This is a genomic window from Candidatus Electronema sp. PJ (genome assembly GCF_048287395.1).
Lineage (GTDB): Bacteria > Desulfobacterota > Desulfobulbia > Desulfobulbales > Desulfobulbaceae > Electronema.
Genome location: NZ_JBLWEO010000014.1, coordinates 22347 through 37356, shown reverse-complemented (window position 1 = coordinate 37356; position 15010 = coordinate 22347). Strand labels below are relative to the sequence as shown.

At 52.5% G+C, this 15010-nt stretch carries 15 protein-coding genes; 12 read left to right on the top strand and 3 right to left on the bottom strand.

Going from position 1 to position 15010, the window contains the following annotated elements; translation table 11 throughout:
* Positions 1-11: 11 nt before the first annotated feature.
* From ACNKIB_RS01725 to ACNKIB_RS01690, 8 genes are all read left to right on the top strand, one after another.
* Positions 12-944, top strand: a complete 933-nt coding sequence (locus ACNKIB_RS01725; RefSeq protein WP_417908815.1) for an RluA family pseudouridine synthase — start codon at positions 12-14, stop codon at positions 942-944.
* The gene (coaE, locus tag ACNKIB_RS01720; protein ID WP_417908814.1) at positions 937-1527 is read left to right on the top strand and encodes a dephospho-CoA kinase; all 591 of its coding nucleotides are present in this window, start codon (positions 937-939) and stop codon (positions 1525-1527) included. The genes ACNKIB_RS01725 and coaE overlap by 8 nt, the downstream gene beginning before the upstream one ends.
* A gap of 388 nt (positions 1528-1915) precedes the next feature.
* Positions 1916-2200 carry a hypothetical protein gene (locus tag ACNKIB_RS01715; protein ID WP_417908813.1) on the top strand — a complete coding sequence of 95 codons (285 nt, stop codon included), beginning with the start codon at positions 1916-1918 and terminating at the stop codon, positions 2198-2200.
* 226 nt (positions 2201-2426) lie between these two features.
* Positions 2427-3674, top strand: a complete 1248-nt coding sequence (gene rho, locus ACNKIB_RS01710; RefSeq protein ID WP_417908835.1) for a transcription termination factor Rho — start codon at positions 2427-2429, stop codon at positions 3672-3674.
* A 126-nt stretch (positions 3675-3800) separates the two neighbouring features.
* The gene (rpmE, locus tag ACNKIB_RS01705) at positions 3801-4019 is read left to right on the top strand and encodes a 50S ribosomal protein L31 (RefSeq protein ID WP_417908812.1); all 219 of its coding nucleotides are present in this window, start codon (positions 3801-3803) and stop codon (positions 4017-4019) included.
* Between the two features lie 90 nt (positions 4020-4109).
* Positions 4110-5180, top strand: a complete 1071-nt coding sequence (gene prfA / locus ACNKIB_RS01700) for a peptide chain release factor 1 (protein WP_417908811.1) — start codon at positions 4110-4112, stop codon at positions 5178-5180.
* A gap of 83 nt (positions 5181-5263) precedes the next feature.
* Complete coding sequence (gene prmC, locus ACNKIB_RS01695) at positions 5264-6127, top strand: peptide chain release factor N(5)-glutamine methyltransferase (RefSeq protein ID WP_417908810.1); 864 nt, start codon at positions 5264-5266, stop codon at positions 6125-6127.
* 201 nt (positions 6128-6328) lie between these two features.
* Positions 6329-6760 carry an HD domain-containing protein gene (locus tag ACNKIB_RS01690; RefSeq protein ID WP_417908809.1) on the top strand — a complete coding sequence of 144 codons (432 nt, stop codon included), beginning with the start codon at positions 6329-6331 and terminating at the stop codon, positions 6758-6760.
* A 76-nt stretch (positions 6761-6836) separates the two neighbouring features.
* On the opposite strand, the gene ACNKIB_RS01685 is transcribed toward ACNKIB_RS01690, so the two are convergent.
* Positions 6837-7514: a hypothetical protein gene (locus tag ACNKIB_RS01685; protein WP_417908808.1), complete on the bottom strand. Its 678-nt coding sequence runs from the start codon at positions 7512-7514 to the stop codon at positions 6837-6839.
* A 487-nt stretch (positions 7515-8001) separates the two neighbouring features.
* Between ACNKIB_RS01685 and ACNKIB_RS01680 the strand changes: the two genes are divergently transcribed.
* Complete coding sequence (locus tag ACNKIB_RS01680) at positions 8002-9075, top strand: hypothetical protein (protein WP_417908807.1); 1074 nt, start codon at positions 8002-8004, stop codon at positions 9073-9075.
* Between the two features lie 94 nt (positions 9076-9169).
* Positions 9170-10453 carry a UDP-N-acetylglucosamine 1-carboxyvinyltransferase gene (gene murA / locus ACNKIB_RS01675; protein ID WP_417908806.1) on the top strand — a complete coding sequence of 428 codons (1284 nt, stop codon included), beginning with the start codon at positions 9170-9172 and terminating at the stop codon, positions 10451-10453.
* Here murA and ACNKIB_RS01670 read toward each other — a convergent pair.
* Entirely contained in the window at positions 10450-12189 is a 1740-nt protein-coding gene (locus ACNKIB_RS01670; RefSeq protein ID WP_417908805.1) for a two-component system sensor histidine kinase NtrB, read from the bottom strand. The genes murA and ACNKIB_RS01670 overlap by 4 nt on opposite strands.
* Before the next feature lie 96 nt (positions 12190-12285).
* On the opposite strand from ACNKIB_RS01670, the gene ACNKIB_RS01665 reads away from it, so the two are divergent.
* Positions 12286-12606, top strand: a complete 321-nt coding sequence (locus tag ACNKIB_RS01665; RefSeq protein WP_417908804.1) for a hypothetical protein — start codon at positions 12286-12288, stop codon at positions 12604-12606.
* Between the two features lie 78 nt (positions 12607-12684).
* Here the strand turns inward: ACNKIB_RS01665 and ACNKIB_RS01660 are convergent, their stop codons facing one another.
* Positions 12685-14064: a sigma-54-dependent transcriptional regulator gene (locus tag ACNKIB_RS01660; RefSeq protein WP_417908803.1), complete on the bottom strand. Its 1380-nt coding sequence runs from the start codon at positions 14062-14064 to the stop codon at positions 12685-12687.
* Between the two features lie 162 nt (positions 14065-14226).
* Between ACNKIB_RS01660 and tatC the strand changes: the two genes are divergently transcribed.
* Positions 14227-14961: a twin-arginine translocase subunit TatC gene (tatC, locus tag ACNKIB_RS01655; RefSeq protein ID WP_417908802.1), complete on the top strand. Its 735-nt coding sequence runs from the start codon at positions 14227-14229 to the stop codon at positions 14959-14961.
* Positions 14962-15010 lie beyond the last annotated feature (49 nt).

Below are 15010 nucleotides of genomic sequence, written 5' to 3'. Positions count from 1 at the left end.
CGTAGGACAGCATGGCGGTTCGCTGCTTACAGATAGAAGCCCAGGATGCAGGGTTGCGGTTAGATCATTATTTGGTACGATTGCTCCCTGAGCAAAGTCGTTCTAGTCTTGACCGACTGATCCGCTCCAGTTTATTGCTGATCAATGACAGGCTGGTCAAGCCAGGTTATAAGCTGCGGCTTGGTGACACGATATCCATAGAGCTGTCTGTCGAGCCTAGCAAAGAAGAGAAGCCGCAGCCACAGCCAGTTGATTTTCATATCCTCTTTGAGGACGAACATCTGGCGGTGATTAGCAAGCCACCTGGCCTGGTTGTCCATCCAGCTGTCGGTCATGCTGACGGCACCTTGGTCAATGGCCTGCTTTATCGCTATAAAGAGCTGAGTTCTGGAGAAGGCGACCGACCTGGTCTTGTGCACCGTTTGGATAGAGACACCTCCGGGATCATGCTGATCGCCCGTACCGAGGCCATGCACCGCCTGCTCTCTGCTGCTTTCAAAGAACGGCAAATTCGTAAGACCTATCACGCCCTGCTTCTGCGCAGTCCGGCGGCTGTAGCGGGCCGGATTGACCTGCCCATTGGTAGACATCCGGTCAACCGCCAAAAAATGGCAGTACGGCAACGGGATGGCCGTCCGGCAGTGACGAACTGGCGGATATTGGAGCAGTTCCGCAATGGTTGCTGCTTTGCCGAAATCGGTATTGAGACCGGGCGCACCCATCAAATCCGGGTGCACATGTCCTCCTTGGGCGTACCGGTACTAGGCGATGCCCTCTACGGCGGTAAAAGCCAGATTGTGCGGGCAGATCGTCAGCTTCTCCATGCCTCGGAGCTTATTTTTACCCACCCAGCTACTGGTCAATCCTGTCGTTTCCTCGCCCCGCTTTGGCCAGACATGGTGGAGGTGCTGACCCAACTGCGCGAGGGATCCGGCCTTGCCTAAGATCGTCGGGATCACCGGTGGCATCGGTTCCGGCAAGAGCTTGGCCAGCCGCTATCTGGCAGCGTTGGGAGGTTGGCCGCTGCTTGATTTGGATCAGATATGTCGCCAGCTTCTCCTGCCGCAGGCACCTGGCTGGTTGGCTCTGCAAAAGCTGCTCCCTGAAGACTTTTTCGCCGATAACGATGAACTGAATCGCCCTAAGCTGCGCCAGGCCATTTTTGCCAATGTTGGTTTGCGTCATCAGCTTGACAGCCTGTTGCATCCATTGGCTCGACAGGAAATGGCGACGCAGGTAGCAGGCCTGACAGCACCACTCGTGCTGGCGGAAATCCCTCTGCTCTATGAGGCTGGCTGGCAGGACAGCCTTTTCTTGACCGTGGTGATCTATGCGAAGGAGTCGGTGAGGCTCCGGCGGATTATTATGCGCGATCAAGTCACTGAGAAACAGGCTCATCAAGCCATTGCCGCGCAGATGAGCCTTGAGGAAAAGGCCCGGCTGGCTGATTATCTCATTGACAATTCAGGTGATTGGTCAAGAACCTGCGGCCAGCTTCAGCAGCTAGCAAAAAAAATGCACGGATAACCGTAGTTTTTTTGCTGTTGGGAGAAAAAATCTTGACAGAATCCTGGCAAAACAATAAACTATTATTTTATTCTTCTAGTATTATTTCTGTACCTAAAATAAGAAAGTGTCCTGCCAGTTTGTCGCGGTAATTGTTGTTGTCTTTTTTATTTCTGCCTAAAATTATTAACTATAGATCTCCTGTATAAGTCAACACAAAGGGTTGCGTTCTATAGTACAGCAAGCGGCATGCAGATTGAAGCGGAGAGCGGAACTTTTTCTCCTCTTGCGGTATTTGTCATGTAAGATTTGGCATCTTTCGCAGTTGGCAGAAGACAGGTGCAAGTACGCCAGGGAAGAGTATCGCTCGTTGGCCAAGGAGTTTGGCTTGGCCAGAAAGGAGTTGGAGTTGGCAGCAGAGGAGTTCGGCTTGGCCGCACTGCTTTCCTGTTCAGCCACAAAGGAGTGCGGCCGACTAAAACCTCCTTTCCTACTCGGCCAGACTCCTTTTCTGCCGAGCAAGATTCCTTTCCAAGTCGGCAGAACTCCTCTGTTGCCAAGCCAAACTCCTTTACAAACGAGTTTGAAAGGAATATTTTTTAAGAGTTACGTGCAAAATACCGCAACAGGAGAAACAGGTTTGTTCTCCATTTCAATCGCATTGCTGCAACCTGGAACTCACTTTTCTTCTTGATTTGTTGACGTAGGCAAGAGGTCTTATCTGGCTCCCAAATTCGCTACCCAGCGACCTAAACGCAGTTGTCGCATCCCTAACCCGTCTTCCTGACGATTTTTTGTTTATTCCTTGCCGTTCTGTAATCAGCCTTGACTGTCCGCCCCGGCCATGATGCCGGGATATTTTAATTCGGAAATTTTTTCCACCGCCACCTGTCCCCCTGAGGAGGAAGGAACCCCTGATGATCAATCCCAATGATTTGAAACACAAAAAAATCAAAGAGCTGGTCGCTTTAGCTGCCGATTTGAAGATTGAGGGCTACAGCTCTATGCGTAAGCAGGATCTGATTTTCGCCATCCTCAAGTCACAGTCCGATGAAGACGGCAAGCTACGGGGCAGCGGGGTGCTCGAGGTGTTACAGGATGGCTTTGGCTTTCTCAGAGCACCGGATTACAATTATCTGCCTGGTCCTGATGACATCTACGTTTCCCCTTCGCAGATTCGGCGGTTGAGCCTGAACACCGGCGACACCATTGAGGGCGAGGTCAGGGCACCCAAGGAAAACGAGCGCTATTTTGCCCTACTCAAGGTTGATAGCGTTAACTACGATCCGCCGGAGAAAGCGAACGACAAGACCTTGTTCGTCAACCTGACTCCGCTGCATCCTAACCAGCCGATCAACCTTGAGTCTGAGCCGGACAACTACTCGACCCGGATCATGAACATTGTCTCGCCGCTGGGCAAGGGCCAGCGCGGCCTGATCGTCGCCCCGCCGCGCACCGGCAAGACCGTGCTCATGCAGCAGATCGCCCGCTCGATTGTCAAGAATCACCCGGAGATCATCCTCATCGTCCTCCTGATCGACGAGCGGCCTGAGGAGGTCACGGACATGCAGCGGGGCGTGGATGCCGAAGTGGTCAGCTCCACTTTTGACGAGCCGCCGCAGCGTCATATCCAAGTGGCGGAGATGGTGATTGAAAAGGCCCGCCGCCTGGTTGAGCACCGCAAGGATGTGGTCATTCTTTTGGACTCCATCACCCGTCTGGCCCGCGCCTACAACACCGTCACCCCGGCTTCAGGCAAGATCCTCTCCGGCGGCGTGGAGGCCAACGCCCTGCACCGGCCCAAGCGTTTCTTCGGCTCGGCGCGGAACATCGAGGAAGGCGGCAGCTTGACCATCCTCGCCACCGCTTTGATCGAGACCGGCAGCAAGATGGATGACGTGATTTTCGAGGAGTTCAAAGGCACGGGTAACATGGAGATTGTGCTGGACCGCAAGCTCTCCGACCGCCGCATCTATCCCTCGATCAACATCCAGAAGTCCGGCACCCGCAAGGAAGACCTGCTCCTGTCTGAAAGCGACCTGAACCGGATGTGGATCCTGCGCAAGCTCCTTTCCTCGATGAACCCGGCGGACGCAATGGAATTCCTCTTGGAAAAGATCAAGCACACGAAGACCAATGCCGAATTTTTCGGCTCAATGAATAGCTGAGACGGCAGTGTGTGCCAGTTTTTGCTTTTCAAACAGGGCGGAGCGGGTATAATGCCCCATCTGTCAACTGATACTTTTGCCCGCCGCCCTGTGCGGCACTTCTGCTTCTGGGAGGCTCAGAACACTATGAAACCGGATATTCATCCTGCCTATCACAAAATCACTGCCAAATGCGCCTGTGGTAACGAAGTTGCGCTTGGCTCGGTCAACGAAGCCCTCAATGTCGAGATCTGCGCGGCCTGTCATCCTTTCTTTACTGGTAAGCAGAAGCTGATCGATACCGCAGGCCGGATTGAGAAATTCAAAAAGAAGTATGCCAAGCACCTCGAGCAGAAAAAAGCCTGATCTTGCAATCCTGCATGACTGATCCAGGATCGGTCATGCAGTTTTTGCCTTCCATGTTTCTCCGTCTCTTCCCTTTGCCCTGTAAACTCAATGTTTGACCGCCTGTCTGACATCCAGGAAAAGCTCTCCGCCTTGGAGCGACAACTCTCCGAACCTGATCTTGTGCATGATCAGAAGAAATACCAGGAGATAGTCCGCGACCATGCGCGGGTGGCGCGACTCTGCGCTCTGCACGAGGACTATGATAAGGCGGGGCGGGACTTGGCAGAAAGCCGCGAACTCCTCCGTAACTCTGACCAAGACCCAGAGCTTGCCGAGCTGGCGCGTGCCGAGATTGATGAGCTGACCCAACGGCAAGAGGAGCTGGAGCGGGAAATCCGCTTAATGCTGCTCCCTCCTGACCCCAATGATAAGAAGAATATCTTTTTGGAGATCCGAGCTGGTACGGGTGGGGATGAGGCAGCACTCTTCGTTGCTGATCTCTTCCGCATGTACTCCCGCTATGCTGAAACCAAGGGCTGGAAGACCGAAGTGATGAGTTCTAATCCCATTGGCATAGGCGGCTTCAAGGAGTTGATCGCCCTGATATCTGGTCATCAAGTGTACTCCCGTCTCAAGTACGAGTCAGGAGCACATCGAGTACAGCGGGTACCTGAGACCGAGACCCAAGGACGTATTCATACCTCAGCTGTCACCGTCGCTATCCTCCCTGAAGCTGAGGAGGTAGAGCTGAACATTGCACCCAATGAGTTGAAGTTCGACGTGTACCGTTCCTCTGGCCCTGGTGGCCAGTCAGTCAACACCACCGACTCTGCTGTGCGCGTTACGCATCTACCTACAGGCTTGGTCGTTACTTGCCAGGATGAGAAGTCGCAGCATAAGAACAAGGCTAAAGCTATCCAAGTAATGCGCGCCCGACTTCTTGACCTTATGGAGCAAGAGCGCAGCGATAAGATCTCAGCAGAACGTAAGGGACAGATCGGCACTGGCGACCGCAGTGAGCGCATCCGCACCTATAACTATCCGCAAGGTAGAGTCACTGACCATCGCATTGGCCTTACTGTCTATAAGATAGAGCAAATCATGGCTGGTGCCTTGGATGAAATCATACTCCCTCTCCTCACCCACTACCAGACTGAGGCCATCAAAGCCTTAGAGTAGCTCTTCAGCAGTACACTACGGTAAGGGCGGACCTGCGTGTCCGCCTTTTCTTTTGCTTCCTCCCTTCTTTTCATCGTAACACCATGCAGGTGCATCAACTTCTGGCTAGCGCAGCTGCCGCCCTTGCTCATGCCCAGGTGGAGGACAGCCGCCTTGAGGCCGAGCTACTCCTGCGGCACTACTTGGGCGTGTCCCGCAGTGGCCTGTTCCTTCTACACACTAAGGATCTTACTCCAGTGCAGGAACAGGACTTTCGCGCTCTCCTCCTGCGCCGTTGTGCGCGCGAACCTCTCCAGCATATCACGGGCACGACTGCCTTCTGGGGTCTGGACTTCTTAGTCAACCAGGCGGTACTCATCCCTCGGCCTGAGACCGAGTTTCTTTTGGAATATGCGCTCTCTGTGCTAGCAGAAGATGACTGTCGCCCTCAGCACGTATTGGATCTCTGCACAGGCAGTGGTGTGATCGCGACGGTTTTAGCCAAGGAATTACCGCAGGCAACAGTGACGGCAGTTGACTGCTCTCTCTCTGCGCTGAGGGTTGCACGAAGCAATGTCCAGCAGCACCAGCTTGCTGGGCGTGTTCATCTCCTCTGCGCGGATCTCCTCACTGCTTTCTCTAAGACGACACAGTTTGACCTGATAATCAGCAATCCGCCCTATATCAAAGCAGGCGATATCCCAACCTTGCAACCAGAAGTGCGTGACTGGGAACCAAACCTAGCCCTTTCGGGTGGTACTTCTGGTATGGATGTAATTAACTTGATTTGCACACAAGCCGCCCAGCATCTCCGACCTGGATCTTGGCTATTTCTGGAGATTGGTGCAGATATTAGTACAGAGACAGAGCAAACCCTGCTGCGTGATGGATTGTACGAGCAAGTGCGAATTATTAATGACTGGGCAGGCCGACCGCGCGTTGCTCAGGGTAGGGTAAAAGGTTGCTAATCTGCCAGGTAAGGCTTATGCGTCTTCCTCCTAAGTGCTTACCTTGGTGTCGCCTAAGCACTAAGGCGTTGCTCGCATAAGCTGCATCCGCAGTAACGCACATTTTCTTGACAAAAATATCGTGTAGGTTTAGCTTGGCTTGACCTGTGAATTACAAAGCCAAGCTGTGTGTATGAATACAAATTGTAGGGGAAACGATAGATGGCAACACTTGAACGTGCGATACAGATTGCCGCTGAAGCCCATGCAGGGCAACTGGATAAAGCTGGACAGCCCTATATTCTGCACCCTTTACGGGTAATGCTGCACATGAAAAGTGAGCAGGAGTGGATAGTTGCTGTGCTGCATGATGTAATTGAGGATACTTCGGTGACGCTAGCCCAGTTAGCCGCTGAAGGTTTTTCACCTATGGTGATCGACGCAGTGCGCGCATTGACAAAGCTGCCATGGGAATCACGACTGGCAGCGGCCACTCGTGCAGCAAGAAATCCAATTGCTTTAGCCGTCAAGCTCGCTGATAATAGTGATAATATGGACATGAGCCGCATTGCACAGCCAACAGCAAAGGATATGGCGCGTCTTGAAGAATATAAAGCTGTCCGCGACTTACTTTTGCGGGCAAGTATGGATTGAGCCTACACTCGTTTCGTGCAGGCTCAAAAAGAAGAGCTACCCTGCCTAAAAGAACACAGGGCAGTTGTGGAATAGATTATGGTTTGTATTTGCTTACAGTAGTGGTTTTGCTCTTCCAATCGCTGATGCTGGCACTATTATACTCTGCTTGCCCAAGAGTGATATTTGTGTCTATATCACCAGTAATTGAGCCTGTAGCCTGTGCCGAACAATAGCTGCCTTTTCCACTATAGCTGTAGATATCTACACCCCAAGGCCCAGCATATGTTGTACGTTGGCTATACTTATCGTTATAACTATATTCTCCTGAACAGGTCACGGCTACATCAGCAGTAATATTCTCTGTATATGAAGAATATCCGCCCCACCAAGAACCACTATAGCAGCTTATAGCTCCTGTGCCTTGAGCCGTTCCTTTATTGCCAGATACTTTTATGCTGTTGAGATCAATCCATCCCCAACAAGACTTGTAGTTACCATTACAATAGTCATATGAATACGAACCAAAATAACCTAAACTGCCGGTATTTTTGCCAGAGCTATCTCTAGACACATTTTCAAGAGCATCAAAATAACTATCACTATATCCGCAACTTGAATAGTTAGCCTCAGAAGCAGAGATACCTTTCCCAGATGAAGTATAGGTATATTTATTGTTTTCAGCACTTGCTGGCGCAGAAAACAGCACCGTTCCTGAAGCCAAGACAGCAGCAGCAACCATTGACAACCTTACTACATTCTTTGCAGTTTCCATGATCGTTTCACCTTGTGTTATCAGTTAATGCTCTTCAGCAGGACGAAAAGCATTCAACCTACCGAGCTGTTATTAGCTTAGTTCAGTTTCTTGTTCTTGTAAAGGACATTTTTATAGCGGCATCTAATTTTTATCATTAATAAGAATTAATTTTACTTACTCTAAAAAATAAACACGCAAATGCAGCATAAATTATAGCGAATCTATAAACTCACCAAAGAGAAAAAACGACTCAATCTAAATAAATACAATTAGCTGCACGTTGAAACTAAAACTTAAAAGCTCATGTAACTCTCCAGCCTAAGTAGTTACCCGTCTCCCGCCTAAGTACTTATTCGATGCTCGCATAAGCCTTATGCGCCTCACGAGCAAGCTCGCACGCGATGCTGCATATTGTTCTTGACAAGGGCAACGTATAGGCATACGATGGGTAAACTAATCCATCTTGCGCCCGTATCGCGCAGCAACATGCACTAGGAGAGCAAAAATGGCAACTGTACAGTGGCGACCAGAAGTTAACGCATTGACCAATCCTCTGTCCTACCGCCCCCGCTTTGTTCCTAACGAAACAGTTGGTTATACCGAATTGATAGCTGATATTTGTAAGGATAATCCAAATTATAATGAAGCAACAGTGCAGTCGATTGTAAGTTCATTGATGAAGAAGATTGAAGATCGCCTCGTAAACGGCTGTCGTGTTAACCTAGAAAACTATTTTTCGGTAAGCCTCTCCTTTACTGCACGATTAAATAGCCCTGATGATCCCTTACCGCCAATCGACGAAATACTGCAAGTACGTATTTCTGCTTCCCAAACCTTGGTTAATTCGGTGCGGCAAAGGATACAAATAGAAAAGCTCCCACTGGCAAAAAAACTGCCAGTGATTGCCATTGCTGAGGATACCTGTCTCAGGCTCAATGATGTGGTTTCCACGAATGGTTTGCTCAAGATTACAGGGACGAACCTCTTGTTTGATCAGGTGCAGCAGAATGGCGAATGCGTGCTTGAGGGGACACGCAGTGGTAAGATTACCCAGACGCGCTTTGGCCTGCTCTCGAATACAGCTATTTTGCTTGCACCTAATCTTCCTATTCAGGAAGATCCGTGGAATAATGAGTATATCCTGTCTATTTCGACCCGCTATACCGAAAATGGTACGCTCCGTACAGGCATCTATCAGCGCAGGCTCCGCTCGCCTTTGACTCTTACCGGATTAGGTGGAGGCGCGATATTGGATTTCGGTATCCTTACAGGGAGCGCGACGGCTCCGTATGTCACTGTTACGGGCGGTACTTTAACTACGAATGAAACAGTACGGATTCAGGCGGCAATTAATTCACACGATGGCCAGCTCTACCTAAAGTTATTAGACATGAGCGAAAACGGCAGGGCAGGGAGTCCCATGCAAGTGCTGGCGAATGGCCCGCTTACCTTAACCGGCTTTCCAGAGTCAAAGTTAACCAGCCTGAAAGTGACGGTAAACAACTATCCTGATTTGCTGGATCTGGTGAAGCGATTCTACACTGGCCGGCTAGTTGATGTACTGGTACTCCAGGTCTAAGTAATTCTTTTCTGCGAGAAGTAGGTGCAGATGTCGGGTGCGCTCTTGCATTTATAATGGAGTATTTTCCTTTTTTTAACTCTCAATAACCTCAATGGATAAACTGCGCATCAACGGAGGCCGCCCTCTGTACGGAAGCATACCTGTTAGCGGGGCAAAGAATGCCGCTTTGCCCCTGCTGGCGGCTACGCTATTAGCCCCTGGCACCTATATTTTGCACAATGTGCCTAACTTGCGTGATACACGCACCATGCTCAAACTCCTCCAGATCATGGGGGCAGTCTGGGAACGGGATGGCAGTACCGTCAAAGTGAATACCACGACCCTGACTGGTGCTGAGGCTCCTTATGACTTAGTCAAGACTATGCGGGCTTCGGTTCTGGTGCTTGGGCCATTGCTTGGCCGCACTGGTACGGCGCGAGTGTCTTTGCCTGGTGGTTGCGCTATTGGTGCCCGGCCTATTGACTATCACCTGCTGGGCTTTCAAGCCTTAGGCGTGGTTTCTGCAATGACTGGTGGTTATGTCGAGGCGCGCGTGCAAAGCGAGCTGACTGGAGGCATGATCTGCTTTGACATCCCTTCTGTTACCGCAACTGAGAATGTGTTGATGGCGGCGGTCAAGGCTAAAGGGACAACGGTGATTCAGAATGCGGCCAAGGAGCCAGAGGTCGGCAACCTCATTGATATGCTGGAAGCGATGGGCGCGCGGATTGAGGGCAAGGACAGTGACTGCCTGACTGTGCATGGGGTGCAGGAGTTACATCCAGCGGAGATCAGCATTATCCCTGATCGAATCGAGGCAGGCTCCTACCTCATTGCTGCCGGAGCAGCAGGCGGGAGCTTAGAGGTGACAAACTGTGAACCAGCGCATCTGGCTGCCCTAATTGAGAAGCTACGGGCTGCGGGTATGGAGATGACTGTGCAAGGGAATCGCTGCACAGCCTTCTGCCCAGTTGATAGCCAAGGTATACCCTGTCCTTTGCGGGCCGTGAATATCACAACCATGCCTTATCCTGGCTTTCCTACTGATCTACAGGCTCAGTTCATGGCCCTGATGACCCGAAGCAGTGGAGTGTCAATCATTCACGAGACTATCTTTGAGAACCGCTTTATGCATGTCGCCGAGCTGCGACGATTAGGCGCGGAGATCGCAATTGATGGCGGGAGCGCGGTGGTTACAGGTATCTCGCGCGAACGGTTAATTGGTGCGCCGGTGATGGCTACGGATTTGCGGGCTTCAGCTTCTTTAGTGATAGCAGGACTGGCTGCTTCTGGAACCACGGAGATCTCCCGCATCTATCATCTTGAGCGGGGTTATGAGAACATGGCAGAGAAGCTGCGCCATGTCGGCGCAGCGATTGAGCAGGTGCCGGACTAATACTCGTCTGGTAGGCTGGGGAGAGGTAAGCAGACTTCCATCACGCAGCCTTGGTCGCCTTCTGGGTCTTGCAGGCGGACTCTGCCACCGTGCTGCTCGGCTATTTGCTTGACGATGGGTAAACCCAGTCCGGCACAGTTGGCTTTAGTGGAGAAGAACGGCGTGAAGATTACCTCGCGGATGTTTTCAGCAATGCTAGGGCCACGGTCAATCACGGCTATACAGATGCAGTTCCGCCCATCTTCCTGTTTCTCGCGCGCCTTAATCAGTACCGGCCAGGAGTTTGTCTGCGCTGCGGCTGCACAGCTATTTTCCAGCAGATGGGTCAGCAGAATTTGCACAAGCTGGCGATCAGCCCAGCAGTCTAAGTGATCTGGGATATCCAGCTCCATTGCAGCGGCTAGCGGGCAGGACTCTCGGCCCTTGACCTGGCGGATAGTCTCCTCGGTGAGCCGCCGGAGATCAAACCATTCTGGCGTGAGGGCAGAGGGCCGGGCAAACTGGAGGAAGTCGGTGATAGTCTTCTCCATCCGCGCTGATTCTCGGAGGATGATCTCGGTGAGATGGCGGTTAGTCCGGCTGATGGGATCAGGGCTGCTGTCCGCTGCATGGACGCTCTTGAGAAGCTGGGCCGAGCCGGAGATAGCGGCTATCGGGTTGCGAAAGTCATGGGCAATAGCCGCACTCAACTCGCCAATCGCTGCCATCTTCTCTGCGGCCCGCATTTGCTGCTCCATCTGCTCCAGCAGGCTGACATCTTGCACCGTGATCACCTTGCACTGAGCATTGCCTGGATCTGGATCGTCCAAGACTGGATCAGAAGGCAGGTTGAGATGGGCAAAGGTGTGCCTGATCCGCATCATCCTGCCGTCTTTCCGTTGCATGTCAGCGACCTGCCTACTTTGGTCGGTTTCAGTGAGCATGGCCGCTGGGAAGAAGGAGGCAAAGGGTAGGCCGACAAGATCAGCAGCGGCAAAACCAGAAAGCTGGGCAAAGGCTGGGTTGCAGGAGGTAATCCGATTGCGGCCATCAACGGTGATAATGCCTGTGCCGATATCGTCAAAGACCTGCTTATAGAGCTGATTCAGCCGGTCGAACTGGACAAAGGTGCGGGAGAGGGCCTCCTCGGTGCTGCGCAGCCGTCCGGCAAGCAGATTGCTGAGTAAGGCAATGGTAAAAAAAGTGATGCCATAGACCGAATAGACATTGGTCAGATTAAGATAGTCTGTCGGCGGTACGTATCTGGTGTGCGCGTAAAACTGGGGGATATGCCCCAGATATTCGCAGGCCAGGATGGCTCCGTAAAGAATGGAGGCTGCCGCTGCCGCGATCAGGCCGCCAGTGCGGCTGAGGGTCAAGCCACCCGCGATCACCGGAAAAATGAACACAGGGGTGAAGATCGACTGGCTGCAACCGGTGCCTGCCACCAGCAAAGCCGCAAAGACTGTGTCTGAGAGGAGCTGGAGCAGACCGAAGCGGGGCAGATGCTTAATACGGTTCTGGAGTAAACCTGCCGAGCCGATGGAGTAGATGAAGACCACAGAAAGAAAAGCCATGGTCACTGCCGGTGGCGGCAGGATAATGTCGCGGCCCTTGGTCTGAAGGACGACGGTAACGGCAATCAGCAGGGTAAAGAGCATCACCCGGATCATCAGCAACCAGAGAATGTGCAAGCGCAACTGCTCACCCGTGTTCTGCCTTGGTGTCAGCTCTTTGATGAATTTGCTTCTGTCCATTATCTGACTATGCCTTGGTTCATGAGACCTCTTGCAGAAGTCAATAAGAAGAGTTGGGTTCCCTGATGGCAGCGGAGAGCAAGCCTTTTTCTCCAGTTGCGATATTTTCAAGATAACTCTGAGAAAACATTCCTTTCTTGCTCGCTGGCAAAGGAGTTTGGCTGGGCAACAGAGGAGTTCTGCCGACTTGCAAAGAAGTTGTACTTACCTGCAAAGGAGTTTGGCCGACTTCAACTCCTTTCCAAGTCGGCAAGATTCCTTTGCGACTTGGCCAAACTCCTTGGTGGCTCAACAGGAAAGCAGTTTGGCCAAGCCGAACTCCTTTCCTACCGAGTAGAACTCCTTTCTGGCCGAGCCAAACTCCTTGGTCAACGAATAGCACTCTTCCCTAAAGGAGTTCCACACACTGCGCACTAGGCCCAAAAGCACCTGACATCAACCTGATTGCTGGACTCTAAAAGGCAACTCTTCTTCTGGTTGATGTATGCAGGATCTCTATTCCATGCCATATTTCTTGGCTTTGTAGCGCAGGGAGCGGAAGCTGACCTTAAGCAGCTCGGCAGCGCGTATCTTGGAGCCTTCTGCTGCCTCAATGGCGTGGAGGATCATTTTTCGCTCCATTCTCGCCACACTCTCCTCCAGACCCCGGTCAAACAGCTCATCCTCATCCCACGCCCCGACAAAGAGCGGTTCTCTGACCGGTGCTGGGGCGGTGTTTTTCTGCTCCTTACGGGCAGAGAGAATCAGGCTTTCCGGCAGGATGATGCTGGACGACTCCAAGGCCACGCCCCGCTCGATGATGTTCTCCAATTCCCGCACATTACCAGGGAAATTGTAGTTCATCAACACTTCCATGCCGTAGGAGGAGATACTCTGCACCTCTCTGCCCATCAATTTGGCATATTTCTTCAAGAAATGCTCGACCAAGAGAGGGACATCACCCTTCCGCTCCCGCAGCGGCGGCAAGCGCACGGGCACCACGGCGAGGCGGTAGAAGAGATCTTCGCGGAAACGTTTTTCCATGACCTCTTCCTCCAGATTGCGGTTGGTGGCGGCGACGATGCGGACATCCACCTGCTTGGTTCGGGCTGAACCAACTGGCATGATCTGCCGCTCCTGGAGCACTCGCAGCAGCTTGGTCTGGATGGGCAGGGTGAGTTCGCCGATTTCGTCGAGAAAGACCGTGCCAGTGTGGGCCTGCTCGAATAGCCCAGCCTTGTCTGCCACTGCGCCAGTGAATGCGCCTTTGGTATGGCCGAACAGCTCGCTTTCCAGTAGGCTTTCCGGGATGGCACTGCAATTGATGGCGACAAAGGGATTCTGCCCGACCTTGGACAGATCATGGATAGCCTTGGCGATCAGCTCTTTGCCAGTACCTGATTCGCCAGTGATGAGAACACTGGCTGGCGTGGGCGCAACCCGCCGGATCAGATCAAAGATCTTCAGCATTTCTGGGCTGGACCCGATAATGCCTGGTAGTCCACCTGCTGTATCTCCTGCCGCTGCGTCCGTCTTGCGCTTGGCTAAAGCAGACCGCACGACTTTGCGCAGTTCCTCCACGTTGAAGGGCTTGGCCAGATAATCAAAGGCCCCGCTCTTCATCGCCTGTACTGCGTCGTCAGGCGAGGCAAAGGCTGTGACCATGATGACTGGCAGGTCAGGTTGGCCGCTTTTCAGTTCTGCCAGCAGCTCAAGGCCACTCATGCCCGGCATCCGCACATCAGAGATGACCGCATCGAATTTCTTCTGTCCGACAGCGGCTAACGCAGCCTCGGCACTGGGCGCGGCAGTGACTGCACAGCCTTCCCGATAGAAGAGGATGCTGAGAAAATCCCGCATACTCTGCTCGTCATCGACAATAAGAAGGTGGGGCATAGTCATGCGGGAAGACGATGGTGCTGTTTGGTTAAAAGAGTGCCTGCTGCCAGTTTAGCAATGAAGTGGTAGATAAGTCAATGCCTGCCTTCTGGCTGGAGGTTTGACAGCTTTGCCTGAACCGGGTATGCTGTGGCAGTTAACCATCAAGGAGAATCAGCTATGAACGATCAGGAAGCACTGAACCAGCAGCCGCTGACCGAGCATCTCGCCGAGCTGCGCTCCTGCCTGATCATTTCCTTGGTGGCATCTGCCATTGGTTTCACCATCGCCTATGCGGTAATTGAGCAGATTTCGGACTGGTTCTTTGCCCCGTTGGTGCAGGTCATGCCGGAGCAGAAAAGCCTGATCTTCATCTCCTACCAAGAGGGCTTCTTCTTCTATCTCAAGCTGGCCTTGGTGGCAGGCCTGCTGCTGGCCAGCCCGGTGATCTTCTACCAAGTTTGGCGATTTGTCGCCCCTGGGCTGTATCAGCACGAGAAGCAGACTCTGCTGCCCTTCACGGTGGTGTCGTCCTTCTGTTTCCTTGGTGGCGCGGCCTTCGGCTACTTAGTCATCTTCCCGCCGACCTTCCGCTTTCTCCTCGGCTATTCCAGCAGCTTTCTGGAGCCGATGCCTGCGGTGAGCGAGTATTTCTCCTTGGCCCTGTTCCTGCTCATTGCCTTTGGCATGATCTTCGAGCTGCCGGTGTTCATGGTCTTTCTCGCCAAGCTGGGCAAGGTCGATGCGCCCTTTCTGGCGAAGAACCGCAAATACGCTGTGCTGATTGCCTTCATTGTCGCGGCAGTCGTCACGCCAACCCCTGATCCGGTCAACCAATTCCTTATGGCCGGGCCGTTAGTCGTGCTGTATGAGATCAGCATCATCGCGGTGCGTTTCTTTGTTCATAAGCAGTAAGGGCGAAAAACCGTTCGCCCCTGCGCTACGGATCAACCTGAAGACAAGG